We start from the raw sequence: 17232 nt of genomic DNA, 5'->3' as shown, positions 1-17232 counted from the left end.
GCTTAAAAGATGCGTCCGCCCTACTCTTTTCAATGCACGTTCGCTATATTATACTCAAGATGATGTGTTTTTACCCGTATCGACATGAACGGTGATATAAGCCATGCGAACCCGGAATTCTCCCGAGTAGTCGGTTAATTACCGAAATATACGGTACCGATTTATTATACAGCGACTTTCATATCGAAGCGGGGTTTTTGCGCTTTTCTCATTGATGCATCGTGCTTTTTGGTATAAATAACAATTGTTTTTCTTAAAAACAATTAACGGGAAATACAGAGTGTTTGTGAGAAAACCGCATTAAAGCATCAATAAAAAGAAGTGTATGGAGTTCCGTAATGAAATTTCCCGAAAAGCTATATCGTCTTGCCGCTCTTTTTCACGATCATGGGTACCAATGTTTTCTGGTCGGCGGCGCGGTCCGGGATAAGCTTCTCGGGAGGCAGTTATCAGATTTTGATATCGCCACCGATGCCATGCCGCATGAGGTGAAAAGGATCTTTCCAAAGACAATCCCAACGGGGATCAAACACGGGACCGTCACCGTCCTCTTTTTGAATAAAACCTTCGAGGTAACGACATTCAGAATCGACGGCGACTATTCCGATAAAAGAAGACCGGATGCAATCTCATACACGTCATCCATTTATGAAGATCTCAAACGCCGTGATTTTTCGATCAACGCTATTGCCTATGATCTCCATACAAGAAAAATCGTCGATCCGCATCATGGAACTCGCGATCTGAAAAAAAAGGTGATCCGTGCTATCGGGAATCCTGTGGAACGTTTTAACGAGGATGCCCTCCGCCTTCTCCGGGCGTGCAGGTTTGCCGCTCAGCTTGATTTTAACATTGAACCGCGAACGAAATCTTCGATGACGGGACTGGCGGCAAATATCACAGCGATATCATATGAGCGAATACGTGACGAATTGATTAAAATAGTGTGTTCATTACATCCGGCTATGGGATTTGAACTGATGAAGGAAACCGGCCTTCTCGTTTATGTTCTTCCCGAACTTGATGCGTGCCGTGGTATCGAACAGGGAGAACTCCATTGCTTTGATGTCTATTATCATAGTCTTTATTCATGCGAAGCGGCGCCGCAGGACAATCTCCCCGTTCGCATCGCGGCACTCCTTCATGATATCGGGAAATCACGAACACAGGTTCGTAATGAAAACGGAGAAATAAGATTTTATCGTCACGAAAAGGTTTCTGCCGATATGGCTCGGGAGATAACCGCGCGTCTTCGGTTTTCGAATAACGAGATAAAAAAAATATCACATCTTATTCTCCACCATATGTTTTCCTACGATCCGGAGTGGACGGATGCCGCCGTAAGGCGGTTTCTTACCCGTGTCGGTATCGATCACATCGCAGACATTATCATGTTACGGAGAGCGGATCAGGCCGGTATGTGCAGAAGAAAATTTATCAGCAAAAATATCGCCGACTTTAAAAAAAGGATCGAAGCGATACTTGCACAAGACCATGCGTTGACTTTATCTGATTTGGCAATCAATGGAGACGACATTATCAACGGTCTTTCAATACATCCCGGTCCTGTGGTCGGGACAATCCTCGCTTACCTTCTTGAGGCGGTTATCGAGGATCCGGAACTCAATTCACGGTCTCGTTTACTGGCAATTGCGTTGCGGTTTTATGAGGATCGGCTTCGAAAGAAATGAAGGAATAAGCACGAATGATATTATAATACGACATTTTTCACCCTACGGGGCGTTAAAACTTCTTTAACTCCCAGTTTTTCCGTTTATTCCGATTTCTGTTTTTTATCCGTAAGCGTCTTGTAAGCGATTTGTGCTGCGTTTTGTTCTGCTTCTTTTTTATTTTTGCCCTGTCCTGGACCGTATGGTTTTCCATTAATTACTACCGAAATCCAGAATGTTTTGTCGTGGTCGGGACCCTTTTTCTGAATGATCGTATATTTGGGATATGTTTTGTATCTTTTTTGTATATATTCCTGCAGTAATGTCTTGTAATCCTTCTGATGCTTGTTTTCCAGTACCTTGTTTATTTCAGGGATAAAAAGCCTGTGTATAAACTTTTTTGCGTTCGCAAAACCCGAATCGAGATAGTAGGCACCGATTAAGGCCTCCATCGCGTCCGCGATAATCGCCTTTTTTGTTCTGCCGCCGGAATACTCTTCTCCCTTGCCGATAAGAATGAAATTCTCTATCTTGATCTGCTTTGCGATGGATTCCAGTGAGGTTTCACTTACGACAAAAGATTTTATCTTCGACATATGCCCTTCCGTCTTGTCCGTCAGGTGCAGATAGAGGTACTCGTTTACCACCAATCCCAAAACAGAATCACCGAGAAACTCCAATTTTTCATTATTATCGATTTCTCCCTGAAACTCGTTCGTATATGAGCGGTGGGTAAAAGCAAGGTTCAGAAGATCGAGTCTTCTGAACCTTAATCCGACATATTTCTGAAACAGTTGTAATTCTTTGAACCTCTCCGGGGAAACAGGTGGCGCTTTAAAATTGTGATCTTTTTTTATTAACCCCACTAATATCGTTTACTTATTGGCAAGTTGAGATTTCAAATAATTGAAAGCATCACCGACTGTTTCGAACTCATTCGCTTTTTCATCAGGAATTCTTATCCCGAGTTCTTCTTCAATTGCATAGACGAGTTCATAGGTTTCGAGACTATCCGCGCCAAGGTCCTGACGGAACGATGCCTCCATTGTAATCTTGTCTTCGTCGATTTCAAGGTTTTCAGCAATGAGTTTTTTTACTTTCTCAAAAAGTTCATCCATTAATGTATTCCTCCTATTTTATCTATATGGTAAAATTGGCTACGCCCTCAATCCGTATTTAATGCATTCGCAGTACAAAACTATAATCATAGTTGAGCGGATTAATCAAGCTGTTCCGGTTTAAAAACCTCTTTTCCACGATAAAAACCGCATTTTGGACATACCCGGTGTCGCATGATTCGGTTGCCACATTGAGAACAGCTGATGAAATTGGGTACCCCCAATTGCATATTTATCGATCGTTTTCTTCTTGATCGTGCTTTTGATGTTTTATATTTTGGTACTGCCATATTCCTACTACCTCATCTTAAAATAATTGAGGCTTCAAACAGCCTCAATGCAGTGAAAATAACCTATTGCGCTATCCTTGTCAAGTCAAAAGTTATGAAATAAGCGGATCTTATAGCCAATCAGGCAATAAATATGGCAATCAATCAGATCGTTGCTTTCGATCTTTCATCCATAAAATTGTTTTTGACAAAACAACGATATATATATACAATATATACAAATGAGAAGTATATTATTTTTTCTCATTGGTGTATGTAGCATAAGCGTGATGAATTGTCAATCGAGTTCGGTCCATGACAGTCGGGGGAAAATAGAAACCGGAAACGGAACAATTGAGGCGGAATCGGAAGATACAGAGCCTTCGGAGGAATATCAACCGACCAGGGAAGAATATGATCGGGCATTTCAGGAAATCGAGGAAATAATTCTTTCATTCAATACGATTATTCAAAAAAGAGAATATGACAAATGGCTTTCTTTTTTAACACCGGAATATATGGAAAAAAAAAGCGATCCCGTTTACCTGCGTGAATTATCGGAAAAACCGATGTTAAAAAACCAGAATGTCGTTATTCATAATCTAAAAGATTATTTCTATCATATCGTCGTTCCAAGCAGGATCAATGCACCGCTTGATAAAATTGCCTTTATTGACGATACACATGTAAAGGCATATACATATGTAGAAAGCGATGATGAATATGTCATTTTATTTTTTCTTGAAAAGCAGAATGATATATGGAAAATCAGCGTGTGGTAATAGGTTATTACCCTGACTTTGAATATTATAAAATGAGGTGAATATAATGAAATACCGGTCTATTATCGTAATCATAACTGCGTTAACGCTTCTGGGTTCGGTAACGGGATTTTCACAGGATGCCGGTGATAATGAAAAGGAGATAGAAGATATTTATCTCGAAAATCCGGAAATCCTGGTCGTTGAGAGACAGGTGTATTCGGATGACAGACAGACACAAATCGAAGCACTTGCGATTATCGAGACGTTTCTCAATAACCAGCGATCCGGAAAAGCCGGCGACAATGAATCACCTCCACCGATTCCACCTGATAAAATACCGGCAAAAATCGAGGAACTCCTTATCTATCTGGGCGCTGAGGGAAGTATTACAAAAAAATATTCCGGAAACAGACTCATCAACAATTTTCCCGAAGTCCGCAGAAAGGCATGCGAATTACTTGGCTGGATTCGGACTGAACGGTCGAAAGAAGCGTTGATCAAGTTTCTCATCAATGACGAGGAGCCGATGGTAAAAGCGGAAGCCGCATGGGCGTTGGGTGAATATGCCCATTCTGAAGGAGATAACGACGGTGAAATAAGTAAATCCCTCGCCTGGGTTATCGAGAGAGAAAGCAAGGTCAATCCCGACAATAACCTGGCATATGCGGTAGTGCTTTCTTTACAGAAAATTTCCGAAAAACACAAAGGAAGGCTTACCCATCCGAACGGCTATACCGCCCTGATCAAAATCGCGCAGGGGAATTATATCAAAACGGTTCGCAACAAGGCACTCGAAGTCATTCAGGACATGAAACAAAAATAGAGGCGTTATGTATGTTTATCCGGCCGACAATGAGGGTCGAACGATAACGACTCGATAGAAAAGTACATTGACTATATTTTTCTTGGTATTGTTTTCCGCCATTCGGGGATTTCCGTCTGTTCTTCATATTGTATTCTCTTTCTGATGAGAAACTTTATGGGACTTGACGGATTTCTAAACGTGATAATGCCGAAGCTCCCTTTCCCGAGGTAACATACTTTTTCATTCTGATTCAGTTCTTCACTTTTCCGTATCTCCCGCAACACACAATCGAAATGTGCAGGCATGTTATTTTTATACGAAATCGCACTGATCAGTTCACGAACCGGTTTTTCACATAGGGGGCATATCGGACTTTCACTGTTTTTGTCCCGCGATCTGTTTGATTTATCATACCGGCTCCGATAATTATGACGCCGTCTGTTATTATTTGTCCGCATCTCCTAATCCTCGTTTAAAAGGCTTTTTGTCAGGTTCTGTGCAATCATATCGATAGCAACTGCGAGATATTCTTCATTATGTATCTTTTTCTTGAGTTCTTCCAGCCTTTTAGGATCCGTTTTCTTTGCTATTCTGATCACTTCTCTTCATCCCTCACTAAAAGCGTTTTTGATGTGCATTATCTCTTCGTTTTTCAACGTCAAAAAAATTATATCAAACCTGATATTATAATCGTTATATTGCGGATGATTCACAAGATAATATTTAGAAATACGTACCATTCTCTGCTGTTTTTCGCGATTTATTGCCTGTTCAAGCGATTCCTCCGTCAGACTGTCCCACGTCTTTACTTCGATAAATACAAGTTCATCCTCTTTTTCAGCGATAATGTCAATCTCCCCGCTTTGCGTTCTGAAATTCTTCTCGCAAATTTTATATTGTTCTGCAATAAGGAAACGTGCCGCTTTTTCTTCTCCGAGATTGCCTTTTAATTTACGCCTGTTCCGCATCTTCACCTATTTCCTTTGGATCGATCGCCCTGATGATAAATAGATCCCCATTATCCATCAAATCGATCGTTTCCTTATTGAGGAGTTTTTCGCCCGATTTTTCATAGAGAATCTGAACTTTCGGACGCATCGGGGCCATACTGTTGACTTCAATCACCTTCCCGATATGCGAATCGTTCAATAACACATAACTCCCGATCGGATAAATTCCGATGCATTTCAAAAAAACCTTGAGTATCCCAGGATCAAAATGAGTTCCGTTATCACTCAACATGTTTTTCATGGCATTATAGCCGATGAGAGCGCTTCTATACGGCCGTTCGTTTACCATGGCTTCATAGGCGTCGGTTACGGCGACAATCCTTGCGGCCAACGGGATTTGATCTCCCTTCAGCTGTTTCGGGTATCCAGTACCGTCCCATTTTTCGTGGTGATAGAGGGCGATAGCCGCAACATCTTCCGGATACGAAAGTTCCTGTAAAATTATTTTATACGAATGAATGGTATGCATTCGCAAGGTATTATATTCATCTTTTACCAGTTTCTCTTTTTTATTCACAATTTCATCAGGAACACGCACCATTCCGATGTCATGAAGCATCGCGCCGGTAACAAGCTGCAATAGTCTGAAGTGGATAAGCTTGCAATTTTGTCCGATAACCCCGGACAGCAGCGCGCAATTGAGGGAGCTTGTCGATAATTTTACTTCATTCTTGCTTCCGAGCAGGATATACTGAATCAAATCATGGTCCTGCTGATTCATTTCATCGAGAATATCCTTAACGAGATCGTCGATCTTTGTGTGAACCGCCTGTCTGAGTCCCTTATCCTGTTTCGCTATATCATCGAATATATCCTCAATCCTTTCGACAAAATTGAGATAGATCACGAAACTGTCGCGTTCTCTGCCCGTCATCGATTCCGAAAATTCTTCGAATGGAATATTCAGATCGATCTTCTTCTCCTCGATTACCTCCCCTTCGGTTTCGACCTCAAGTATCTCCCACCTGATAAGCCGTTCAATATCCTTTTGCTTGATCGGAATATTCGGCGGCACAAGTAGATTGTTCCCGTCGATATAAACGGGTTTATCGAATTTCATTCCTTCCTTCAGATCGCTTGTTTTAATTTTTCTCATCAATACCCCTGTAAATTCCTTACGAATATCAGTATTTCGGCAATAATCCTGTAATATTCTTCCGGAATAAAATCCCCGATATCAATCTCGATCAGCGCATCGGCAAGTTCAGGCCGGCAGACGATTTGAATATGATGTTCCGCTGCTATTTTCCTGATGATTTCCGCAATCCGTCCCTTTCCCTTTGCAATGATAAAAGGAGCGGGAAGTTCTTCGGTATATTTTACAGCGACTGCCTCTTCCATTATAACACATCCCATATAAAATATCACGTCATCGTATTGATCTTTTTATAATGAGAAATCTCCCAATCGGGAGAAAATCCATCAAACTCATCTTCCTTATGTATAATATCGTCAATTTCAACTCCCGCATTTCGTACTTTTACACGCAATTCGTCAATTTTTTTTTCACATAGTATGCGCTTTCCATCATTATTACAAAAAATATTTATTTGTTTTTTCCCTTTTTTAGGCCGGATATAAAAACTCCATCGAACCGAAGACGAGTCATTGACGATACAGACGCATCGCTCGACTTTTTTATGATACTGATTGTATTGAATCCGTATTGTGCCGGTCAATTGTTCGTTTCCGGTCCTTACCGCGTATGGAATCACAAACCATGTCTGGCTTGAGCCTTTCATATGGTTATACAGTTTTAAGCAGTTTTCTTGATCTCCGCCACCCTCAAGCTGTTTTTCGAGTTCTTCTTTAAGCTTTTCAGCGTTTTTATGGAAATTTTCCTTTTTACTGTCATGTTTTCTGCCGCCATCTTCACCGAATCTCATGATATCGACGAGGGCTTCAACTCCTTCGCCGCTAATATCGATGTTTTTATCGATAAGCGAAGCCAGTATCCGTGCAAGTCTGGCTGATGAGTCCTTTTTCCTTTGGAGGTAGTGTCGCATTTTAGCGATGATTGTGCTGTCGAGCATAAGGCCTGATTTCAGAAGACTCGTAATGATCACCCTTGAAAGGGAATCGTCGGGAAGCCCCTGCCCTTTGATCAACTCCATAATTCTGCTTGCTTCTTCTGTGATTATTTTGAGTTTGATCGAACGGCCCGTGGCGATTACCTCCGCCTTTATCGTTTTGCCCGGCGTAAGGGAAAACTCGGAAAACGCCGGGAATACTTTTCCGCGGATTCCAACCGCCCATTTATTTCCAGAAAGTTGTTTGATAATGTTTACCGTTACAATTTCTCCGGATTTTATTGACAGGCCCTGCCTGAGCGTAATGTTCAAGGTGACGGGTTTTATTTCCGAATACATATATATGTTCCGTTGAGACCGGACAGACTATGCTGCCCTTTATCCTACAATCGGTATATTCGAACATTCTCTAAAATTGTATCGAGTACTACAATGCGGTTTTTTCGTCCCGATGATACCTATTTTATTCTGTCAACCTTCGCGAACGATGACGGTCGCGGATCTTTCCGATCCTTTTAACATCGGGTTCGTGCCCTCATGTCGTCAATCACATGAACCGTGTGTATCAGGATTTATTTTTTTCCTTATCGGAGGTGTCTTTCACGCTTTCGGGGGCGATATTGATATCCGTCACTTCCGCCGTTTTTTCCGGCGTTACATCCGAATCATCGCCATCGGTAACGGTCATCTGTACCTTTTTATTTTTCTTCCCAAGAAGTTCTGCAATTTTCGCGGCTTTTCCGATCCTGTTGCGCAAATAATATAGTTTGGCCCTTCGAACCTTTCCACGACGAATGATCTCAATCTTCTCTATTTTTGGTGAATTGAGTGGAAATATTCTTTCTACCCCGACACCATACGAAATTTTCCTTACCGTAAAGGTCTTGCTGACACCGCTTCCCTTTTTTGCGATACAAACTCCTTCAAACATCTGAATACGCTCTGTTTTTCCCTCAATAATTTTGAAATGGACTTTTACCGTATCACCGATGCTGAAGATGTCCTTTCTATCTTTTATCTGTTCATTTTGGATCGCTTTCATCACATCCATTGTCTTCTCCTTCTCCTTGAAGATCTCTAAGAAACTCTTTTTCTTCCTCTGTCAGGTCTCTCTCTTCAATAAGTTCCGGCCTGTTGTGTAAAGTCTTTTCGAGACTTTTTTTCAGCCGCCACTTTCTTATATTCTCATGGTGGCCGGAAAGAAGCACCTCCGGCACCCTGATTCCCAAAAACTCCTCCGGTCTCGTGTATTGCGGATATTCAAGGAGTCCCTTTGTAAAACTTTCTTCTTCCAACGACTCCTTTTTGATCACACCGGGGACCAGCCGTGAAACAGCATCGATTACCACCATCGCCGCGGTTTCACCGGATGCCAGAATATAATCTCCGATCGAGATTTCATCATCGACATAACGATCGATTATCCTCTGATCGATTGTTTCATATCGTCCGCAAATAAGGACTACCTCTTCTTCACGGGCCAGATTTTCCGCATATGCCTGATGAAACAACTTTCCCGAAGGCGTGAGATAAATGATCCTCTTCCCCGCCTTTCCTACATCCTCAAGACAGGCGGATAGCGGTTCCGGTTTTAATACCATTCCCGGTCCTCCGCCATAGGTGTAGTCGTCACAGGTTCGGTGTTTATCGCAAGCGAAATCCCTGATATCGACAAGGTTGACATCAAGCAATTTACCCACTATCGCCTTTCCCAGTATCGAACTGGCGAGAAAACCGGAAAATGCTTCAGGAAAAAGCGTTAATACATGAAATATCAATCTATTTCAGCTTCCTTCATCAGGAATATCTTGTTTTCCCTGATATTTACCTCCCCGACAACCCTGTTTGTGAAGGGGATATGTACGATAACGCCATTAATGTCTGCGACTTCAAGCACATGCGACAAACCCGTCTCAAAAACAGAAATAACCTTCCCGATTTCACGATCATTATGGATGACGGTGCATGTGCATAAATCTCCATAATAATATTCATCCTCATAAACAGGACAAGCATATTCTCGTGAGACCCATAGTTCCCTGCCGCGATACCGCTTGCCGTCTTCAGGGGTATCAATGCCGCAAAGCTTTAAAATAACGATATCCCCGCTCTTTTTCCTGATTCCCTCTACCTGAAACCGGAGGGAATTCTCTCCCTGCTTTATAAAAACCTCTTTCATCCGAAAGAAGTGATCCGTTTCACCTGAAAGGCTTTTTACTTTCAATTCCCCGTGTAGTCCGAAGCTTGTCAGGATAATACCTGCGGCGAGTCTCTCCATCAATCAAGTATTTCCAGAACTACCCTTTTTTCCGTTTTTGCAGCAGCAGCGCTTAATATCGTTCTGATAGCCCGCGCGATTCTTCCGCTCTTTCCAATGACTTTACCGATATCTTCCTGTGCAACCTTGAGTTCCAGAATTGTCGACTTCTCTCCTTCAACAACATTCACCTCGACATTATCCGGGTGATCGACCAGTGACTTTGCGATGTATTCAACAAGATCCTTTTCCACAGTATACTCCTTTCTCACGTAAATGATTTATTTAATATAAATTTGCTTTTTGTTCAAGAGCCGCCTTACCGTATTTGATGTTTTTGCACCCTTATTAAGCCAATCGCGAATCCTTTCTTCTTTTATGGTGATCTGTTTTTCTTCTGTTTCGATCGGATGGTAAAAACCGACTTCCTCGAGTATTTTACCGTCACGTGGAGCACGCGAATCCATCACCACAATTCTGAAATAAGGACGTTTAATTGTGCCTAATCGTTTGAGTCTGATTCTGACTGCCACTCAATCCTCCTTTTCTAATAAGTATACATCTATTGGTTTCTCTTCCAGTTTTCATACGATATGTCATATGTTCATGGAAATAAATTCATTGTCCGACTAAGCTTTTTGTTTGACTATTTCTCCTCTTCACGGGAGAGACAGGTAACAAGGTATCTTTATTTTTCCCGGCACTATCATTACCGGGTTACTATCCTTCCTCCTTAACCGCAAATATAGCTTTTTTCGATACTTGAACAGCCATAGTTCCGCGTTCGCGCAGTGTAGGCGCCATTATATCATATGTCTGAGCATTGTCAAACCGATTATCCCTGAAAACCCCCCAATCGTGACATCATCTGCTCCTGATATTTCTTTCTACCCATCTTTTTCATCACAAGCCTTGTTTTCTCGAATTGCTTGAGAAGTTTGTTCACCTTGAATACAGAGGTTCCACTCCCCTTCGCAATTCTCGTTTTCCGTGAAGGCCCGATGATTCTGTAATTTTTCCTTTCCGAATGGGTCATGGAAAGGATAATCGCTTCCTGATGTCGCAGATCCCGTTCATCGATTGCATCCTCATTAATCTGGCCCTTCATACCGGGTATCATCTCAAGGAGAGCCCCGATACTCCCCATTTTCCTCATCTTCTTGAATTGTTCAAGATAATCTTCAAGATCGAAGGTCTTGTCTTCGATTTTTCGTTTAAGGGCTTCCGCCTCTTCGATCTGTATGGTTTCCTGGGCTTTTTCGACAAGGGTGACAATATCTCCCATTCCCAGTATCCGGGAGGCGATCCTGTCCGGATAGAATTGCTCAAGATCATCCTGCTTTTCTCCGACACCAATGAATTTGATCGGTTTACCGGTAATGCTTTTTATGGAAAAAGCGGCCCCGCCCCGTGTGTCCGAATCGAACTTGCTTAAAATCACACCGGATAGATCGAGCTGCCCGTCGAACTCTTTTGCGATATCGACAGCGTTCTGCCCGGTCATGGCGTCCGCGACAAGAAGCAATTCATCCGGTTTGGCATACTGTTTCAGCGCCTTGATCTCTTTCATCATCATTTCGTCGATCTGCAGCCGTCCGGTCGTATCAATGATCACCGTATCAAACTGATTTTTTTCAGCATGTTTCAGGGCGTGTTTGACAACATCAAGGGAATTTTTTTTCTCTTCCCGAAACACATCTATTCCAGCCTGCCGGCCGAGGACCGATAACTGTTCGACGGCGGCCGGCCGGATGAGATCTGCGGCGACCAGCAAACAGTTCCTTCCCTTTTTTTTTAAAAACACCCCGAGTTTCGCGGCAGTGGTTGTCTTCCCCGATCCCTGAAGTCCGAGAAGGAGAATAACGGACCTGGTATCCGGGCCCTTCAGTTTCAAATCCTGCTTCTGATCACCCAGAAGGCTTACTAGTTTGTCATGGACGATCTTGATAAACTGATCGCCGGGAGTGACCGTCTTGAACACCGTTTCTCCGAGGGCTTCTTCCGTCGTGCTGTTGATAAACCGCCGTACGACGCGGAGATTGACGTCCGCTTCAAGCAGGGCTATCTTTATTTCATTGATTGCATCCCTTATATTCGCTTCCGAAATATGCGCTTTTCCCGAAATCTGTCTCACAATATCAGTGAGTTTTTTACTCAGGCCTTCGATCATGATACTCCCTTACCTGTCTACTCCTTTTATTACCAGCGATGCATGTGCTTGTTCGAATTTATCTTTATAATCGAAAAACATCATCGTGTCAACATGAGTCCGCCATATTATTGGTATAATATACTCATTCGGGAGGGGGTGAATCTATATCGCGGGCTTACGTATCACGCCGTTTTTTCGCTCATCCTCATCACGTATGAAAAGTATCCTTTTCACGATCCTATTGAACAAAGAAAAAATGCCTGTTCAGGTACATGACCCGTTCGGCGGCAGGGAGTGCCCACGGACTTGAGGGAAACTCATCACATACTTTTTCATAATAATACCGCGAGTACTTCAAATCCCTCATCGCCCCGGAACGTTCATAAAAACCCGCCAGCATGTAATAAAGATAATCTTTTCCCGTTTGATCGTCATACTGATCGAGATATTTTTCAAGCGATGCAACGGCAACCCCGGCATCATTCGATTTCGTAAAAACTTCCATTGCCGTTATCATATGATCGACCGGGGGAAGAGGTCTGAAACGAAAAATTTCCTCAAGCAGCCGCGCAATATCCGAAGCGTTTTTCCGTTTTACCGCGATCCGGAATAATTGTCTGACGGCATTTTCTCCAAACTCCTGCTCGTCATCGATATTTTTTTCCCAGTAACCGGCGGCCTTTTCATCATCACCCAGCAATGCATAGAGTTCGGCGATCCTGTCATTGAGAAAGGAAGAACCGTCGGTATAGCGTGAAAGGTATTCCTCAAGGGCGGCATCATATTTCCCCGCTTCATACAACGCTTCGGCACGATTGCTCTGTGTATAAAAATCCGACGTATCGTTCATTCCGGACGCCACTTCCGTATCGTCAGTCACATGCACCCGTACGGTTTCCTGCTGCTCTATCCCGGAATAATTGTCCTGCAGCGAAAATCGGAGGACCATAATGCATGGCTTTAGCGCCCTGAACAGAAAAAGGGTTTCCCCGTATCCTGTCTGCTTTGAAATGAGTTTGAAACAACCTGCATCGCTGTTTTTCTCATAACCGTGGAAAATCCACCCTATTTTATTCAGTGAAATCTCGATATCGTCACCGGGCCGGGCCGTTATCTCCTTTACCGGTTCGACCGATTCCTCTTTTTGGTTTTTTTTGTCGACCACCGGCTTGATACGGGGTTTCTTTTTATTTTCATCTTTCCTTTTTACCGCGTTATTTTCCGCTTTTGTCTCTTTCTTCGTTATATTTTTCTCAACAGCCGTCCCGGCAATAACTTCTTTCTTTTCAGGCGTTGATTCTTTCTTATCTTCGACGGGTTTCAGCCTTATCTCGGGCATCATTAGGGAAAGCGTGACATCGGCCTCATCCTGAGACGGAAAACCCTGATATTCATAAACGTCTCCTTCCGAAACGATCTCCGTTTCATCCTCCGTCTCACGATCAATCCCGGCGATTTCCCGTACACCATCGCGACGGTTATTACGGTCGTCTTCCCCGTCTCCCGCGGATTGAGAACGCGAATCTTCTTCAACCGGGGGCACCATATCCGCCATGGATTCATCTCCCGTCTCCCCGGATGCGGGAGATTCCCCGCCGGCAACAAATTTGGATTCCGGCCGATTCTTTGTCGGTGCATTAATGCTCTGACATGAAAAAAGATATGAAAGTATGAGAAAACATATAATGAAGATAAAACCTGTATTCACATTGGTATGATAAAGCATAATCCCCTCCCTTTTGTCGTCATGCTTTTGCGAAGTGAATAAACGGTACCTGAAAAAGATCACGGACCCGATTTACCGGCGTACGAAAACGTCCGGTTTAAGCGGCCCTGCTAATCGATCGTGTTAAAGAACTCCTTAATATAGTTATCGTTATATTCCGAGAAAACCTCAATAAGTATTGTCTCGGGCCGGATGAAATATGCATCGACCTGTTCCCTGTTCCAGCTATCCTGTGGCTTCCTCAAAAGTGAATACGACGGACCGCTGAAGACATTACCGGTCCGATCATCCAGGAATAAATCCGATATGGAAAACCGCCTTCTCTCCGCTTCCGTATTCGCCGCCGCGTCAATTGACGCTTCCGGTATATCCCGCTGCATGCCTGCCCGTGCAATCAACGCGATTGTAAAAGGAACAAAAAAGGAAAGCAGCAGACATCCGATGATCCCGATGATGATCTTTTGTTTGTATTTCCTGAAAAAATCTTCAACCGATACGAACATTATGCGTAGGTCTCCTGTTTTTCACTTTCTTTCAACCGGACGGTAATAATTTTTGAAACGCCGGCTTCTTCCATCGTTATTCCGAACAACGCCTCCGTACCCGATATCGTTTTTTTATTATGCGTGATGATGATAAACTGGGATTTATTGGAAAACTCCCGTAATAAGCCGACGAACCGGTTGACGTTTTCCTCATCGAGTGCGGCATCTATTTCATCAAGGATGCAGAACGGCGACGGCTTCACCATATAGGTAGCAAAAAGCAGCGATACACCGGTCAGCGAACGCTCCCCACCGGAAAGCAGTTCGATACTCTCGAGATTTTTTCCGGGCGGCTGTACCATGATTTCGATCCCGGACTCAAGCACATTGTCGGGGTCGGTGAGTTTGAGTTCCGCCCTTCCGCCGCCGAACAGGCGCCTGAACATCATGTGAAAGTTCTTTCTCACCTGGTTATAGGTATTGAGAAATAGTTCCGATGATTCCGTCCTGATTTCATGGGTGATTCTGTTCAGGTCCTCGCGGGCTTTTTTCAGGTCACCGATCTGGCTTACGAGAAAATCATACCGCTCCTTTACCTCCTGATACTCTTCGGGTGCCATAAGATTCACCTGACCGCACTTTTTGATTTCATCCCTGCAATTCGTAATCAGGTCCCGTAACTCTTTCTGGGTTCCGGTTATTTCATGTATCTGCGATTCATAATCGCCGAGATCACGTGAATATTGCTCGTTAAAATTATCATAGACATTTTTTATCTCGACATTGATTTCCGCGACACTCATCTGTACTTTTTCAATCCTGGACTGAATTGATAGAAGGACATTCATTTTGTCTTTGAGTTTCTTTTCGTTCGTCGCGAGGTTCGAGTTCTTGCTACTGATATTCTGCTCGAGATCCTTCAGTTCCCGTGCCAGCGATTGTTCTTTTTGTTCAAGCTCCCGTTTTTCCGTTTCGCGTTGAACGATCGTTGCATTTATCACTTCGAGACTTTTAATCGATTCCTTTACCGCCAGCTGGTTTTCCTTTAATAAATGCTCCTGTTCAGCCGTATCGCGAAGTATTCTTTGAATGTCATTTTCATATCCCGATTTCTGTGTCTGCATCCGCGCCTTGTTGATATTGAGATTCTCGAGTGTTTTCCTGTACTCCTCTATCTTCTTTCCCATTTCCCGGTTTTCTAGTTTGATTTCCTGCGCCCTTTTATTATTACCGGAGACAGTATCGTGCAGCGCCGTGAGTTTTCGATCGATATCACGCTTTTTTGTGATAATGCCTTCGGGTGAAAGAAACTCGTCGATAAAGGACGGTGCCGCTTTCTTATACTGCTGAAAATACCCGGCGAGCTGTGCCACCTTTTCCTTAAGGTCCTCAAGCAATGCGTGTGTGTTTTTGAGTACCCGCTCGATATCACCGGTTTTTATCTCGTCAAAAGAACCGACATCGGCAAGAATAGAAGATTTGCCTTCCAGCTGAATTTTAAGGGTATTGATGATCCCGTCAATCGATTCCTCCGATTTTTTCTGTTCCCTGAAAGAATAACCTGTTTCTTTGAGGCGCTGATCGAGTTGTGTGACAATGTCTTCCGTAATCTCCCGCAGGGCATTATTCAATACCTTGATTTCCTTTTCTGCCCGAATATTGTCGTTTTCCTTCTGAACGATTTCTTCGTCATTAATGTGTATTTTTTCGGAAAAATGTGCGATATCCCTCGAAAAGTCCGCAATGTTTTTCTCAATCTCCCTTATCTGTTTGTCGAGTTCCGCAAGGGCGTGCCGTTTCTTTTCACCGTCTTCCTTCAGGTCCTTAATTTTTTCATTGCACACAGCTTCACGTGATTTATCGAACTCTATTTTCCGTTCCAGTTCCGAGATTCTGTCCTTGAGGAGTTTGATCTGGCTTTCCTTGTTTGTCTTTTCGATATTGAGGCCGTAGACTGTTTTTTGATGATCGATGAGTTTGGACTCCATCGTATTGACCAGATCGATGCTTTTTTCCATGGAAGCATTGAGTCCGTCGATTTCTTCCTGGAACCTTCGCCGTTTTTCGATTTCCTCGTCGAGGCTTTTATCTCGATTATCACGTTCCTCAAGGAGCGACCGCAGTTTGAGCAACCGAAGTTTTATATCGAGATTGAACTGTTCATCACGCAATTTCCTGTACATTTCCGTCTTCCCAGCCTGCACCGAAAGCGTATCATAACTCCGCTTCACTTCCTGAAGAATCGTCTCCGCCTGCCTTATATTTTCCTCCGTTTTCTCGAGTTTTCGCTCCGCTTCCTGACCGCGTATCTTGTATTTCGTAATACCCGCCGCTTCCTCAAAGACATATCGCCTTTCTTCCGGTTTATTGGATAAAATCTGGTCTATTCTTCCCTGTTCCATGATGGAATACGCCGATTTTCCGATTCCCGTATCGTAAAAAAGTTCCTTCAATTCTTTGAGTTTGACGAGTCTGTTGTTCACGTAGTATTCGCTCTCTCCCGACCTGAAAAGTCTTCTCCTGATCGAAATTTCCGGCAAATCGAGGGGGAGCAGCCCGCTCTCATTAACCATCGTTACCTCAACTTCAGCGACATTAAGGGCTTTTCTCGTTTCCGTCCCATTGAAAATAATATCTTCCATCCGGGATGCCCTGAGGGTTTTTGTCGATTGCTCGCCGAAGACCCATTTAAGCGAATCCACAACATTACTCTTGCCGCACCCGTTCGGGCCGATGAGGGCGGAAATACCCCTGGGAAAATTGAGTTTTATTTTTTCAGGGAAAGACTTGAATCCGAAAATTTCTATTGATTTTAAAAACACTGCCCGCTCCCAGTATCAATCTGCATTGAGACGGATTGTACCACCTCGATACGGGAAAAGTCAATCATCCCGGTCGATTCGTGAGGAAAATTAAAAAAAATATTGAAGATCGTTATTTTTATGA

Annotated in this window: 20 protein-coding genes; 3 read left to right on the top strand and 17 right to left on the bottom strand. The window is 43.3% G+C overall.

What is annotated here, in order from left to right:
- Positions 1 to 338: 338 nt before the first annotated feature.
- The gene (locus JW881_09870) at positions 339 to 1691 is read left to right on the top strand and encodes an HD domain-containing protein (protein MBN1697809.1); all 1353 of its coding nucleotides are present in this window, start codon (positions 339 to 341) and stop codon (positions 1689 to 1691) included.
- Between the two features lie 83 nt (positions 1692 to 1774).
- Here the strand turns inward: JW881_09870 and rnc are convergent, their stop codons facing one another.
- The 3 genes from rnc to rpmF form a co-directional block, all read right to left on the bottom strand.
- Positions 1775 to 2527 carry a ribonuclease III gene (gene rnc, locus JW881_09865; GenBank protein ID MBN1697808.1) on the bottom strand — a complete coding sequence of 251 codons (753 nt, stop codon included), beginning with the start codon at positions 2525 to 2527 and terminating at the stop codon, positions 1775 to 1777.
- An 18-nt stretch (positions 2528 to 2545) separates the two neighbouring features.
- Entirely contained in the window at positions 2546 to 2788 is a 243-nt protein-coding gene (acpP, locus tag JW881_09860; protein MBN1697807.1) for an acyl carrier protein, read from the bottom strand.
- A 101-nt stretch (positions 2789 to 2889) separates the two neighbouring features.
- On the bottom strand, positions 2890 to 3078 hold the full coding sequence (gene rpmF, locus JW881_09855; protein MBN1697806.1) for a 50S ribosomal protein L32: 189 nt from the start codon (positions 3076 to 3078) through the stop codon (positions 2890 to 2892).
- Positions 3079 to 3344: 266 nt separating this feature from the next.
- Here rpmF and JW881_09850 point away from each other — a divergent pair, with 266 nt between their 5' ends.
- Both JW881_09850 and JW881_09845 read left to right on the top strand, forming a co-directional pair.
- Positions 3345 to 3839 (top strand): hypothetical protein, encoded by a 495-nt coding sequence (locus JW881_09850; protein ID MBN1697805.1) that lies wholly within the window; start codon positions 3345 to 3347, stop codon positions 3837 to 3839.
- Between the two features lie 46 nt (positions 3840 to 3885).
- Entirely contained in the window at positions 3886 to 4644 is a 759-nt protein-coding gene (locus JW881_09845; GenBank protein ID MBN1697804.1) for a HEAT repeat domain-containing protein, read from the top strand.
- A gap of 443 nt (positions 4645 to 5087) precedes the next feature.
- On the opposite strand, the gene JW881_09840 is transcribed toward JW881_09845, so the two are convergent.
- The 14 genes from JW881_09840 to JW881_09775 all read right to left on the bottom strand — a co-directional run bounded on the left by JW881_09840 (position 5088) and on the right by JW881_09775 (position 17108).
- Positions 5088 to 5225: a hypothetical protein gene (locus JW881_09840; protein MBN1697803.1), complete on the bottom strand. Its 138-nt coding sequence runs from the start codon at positions 5223 to 5225 to the stop codon at positions 5088 to 5090.
- A 6-nt stretch (positions 5226 to 5231) separates the two neighbouring features.
- A complete protein-coding gene (locus JW881_09835; protein ID MBN1697802.1) occupies positions 5232 to 5594 on the bottom strand; it encodes a YraN family protein in 363 nt (120 codons plus the stop codon).
- Complete coding sequence (locus JW881_09830) at positions 5578 to 6732, bottom strand: HD-GYP domain-containing protein (GenBank protein ID MBN1697801.1); 1155 nt, start codon at positions 6730 to 6732, stop codon at positions 5578 to 5580. Before JW881_09830 ends, JW881_09835 begins: the two co-directional genes overlap by 17 nt.
- Positions 6732 to 6977 (bottom strand): EscU/YscU/HrcU family type III secretion system export apparatus switch protein, encoded by a 246-nt coding sequence (locus JW881_09825; GenBank protein MBN1697800.1) that lies wholly within the window; start codon positions 6975 to 6977, stop codon positions 6732 to 6734. The genes JW881_09830 and JW881_09825 overlap by 1 nt, the downstream gene beginning before the upstream one ends.
- A gap of 23 nt (positions 6978 to 7000) precedes the next feature.
- Positions 7001 to 8005: a hypothetical protein gene (locus JW881_09820; GenBank protein MBN1697799.1), complete on the bottom strand. Its 1005-nt coding sequence runs from the start codon at positions 8003 to 8005 to the stop codon at positions 7001 to 7003.
- Between the two features lie 226 nt (positions 8006 to 8231).
- Positions 8232 to 8717, bottom strand: a complete 486-nt coding sequence (gene rplS / locus JW881_09815; GenBank protein ID MBN1697798.1) for a 50S ribosomal protein L19 — start codon at positions 8715 to 8717, stop codon at positions 8232 to 8234.
- Entirely contained in the window at positions 8689 to 9444 is a 756-nt protein-coding gene (gene trmD / locus JW881_09810; protein MBN1697797.1) for a tRNA (guanosine(37)-N1)-methyltransferase TrmD, read from the bottom strand. The genes rplS and trmD overlap by 29 nt, the downstream gene beginning before the upstream one ends.
- A complete protein-coding gene (gene rimM / locus JW881_09805; protein ID MBN1697796.1) occupies positions 9441 to 9944 on the bottom strand; it encodes a 16S rRNA processing protein RimM in 504 nt (167 codons plus the stop codon). The genes trmD and rimM overlap by 4 nt, the downstream gene beginning before the upstream one ends.
- Positions 9944 to 10177: a KH domain-containing protein gene (locus JW881_09800; protein ID MBN1697795.1), complete on the bottom strand. Its 234-nt coding sequence runs from the start codon at positions 10175 to 10177 to the stop codon at positions 9944 to 9946. Before JW881_09800 ends, rimM begins: the two co-directional genes overlap by 1 nt.
- A gap of 27 nt (positions 10178 to 10204) precedes the next feature.
- Positions 10205 to 10456: a 30S ribosomal protein S16 gene (rpsP, locus tag JW881_09795; protein ID MBN1697794.1), complete on the bottom strand. Its 252-nt coding sequence runs from the start codon at positions 10454 to 10456 to the stop codon at positions 10205 to 10207.
- Between the two features lie 302 nt (positions 10457 to 10758).
- Positions 10759 to 12093, bottom strand: a complete 1335-nt coding sequence (gene ffh / locus JW881_09790) for a signal recognition particle protein (GenBank protein MBN1697793.1) — start codon at positions 12091 to 12093, stop codon at positions 10759 to 10761.
- A 220-nt stretch (positions 12094 to 12313) separates the two neighbouring features.
- Entirely contained in the window at positions 12314 to 13801 is a 1488-nt protein-coding gene (locus JW881_09785; GenBank protein ID MBN1697792.1) for a hypothetical protein, read from the bottom strand.
- A 110-nt stretch (positions 13802 to 13911) separates the two neighbouring features.
- Positions 13912 to 14304, bottom strand: coding sequence for a hypothetical protein (locus JW881_09780; GenBank protein ID MBN1697791.1), 393 nt, complete (start codon positions 14302 to 14304; stop codon positions 13912 to 13914).
- Positions 14304 to 17108 (bottom strand): AAA family ATPase, encoded by a 2805-nt coding sequence (locus JW881_09775; GenBank protein ID MBN1697790.1) that lies wholly within the window; start codon positions 17106 to 17108, stop codon positions 14304 to 14306. The genes JW881_09780 and JW881_09775 overlap by 1 nt, the downstream gene beginning before the upstream one ends.
- Between the last annotated feature and the right edge of the window lie 124 nt (positions 17109 to 17232).

This window comes from Spirochaetales bacterium (genome assembly GCA_016930085.1).
In the GTDB taxonomy this organism is placed as follows: Bacteria; Spirochaetota; Spirochaetia; order SZUA-6; family JAFGRV01; genus JAFGHO01.
The sequence above is the reverse complement of the archived record's forward strand: the minus strand, read 5'-3'. Positions and strand labels throughout refer to the sequence as shown.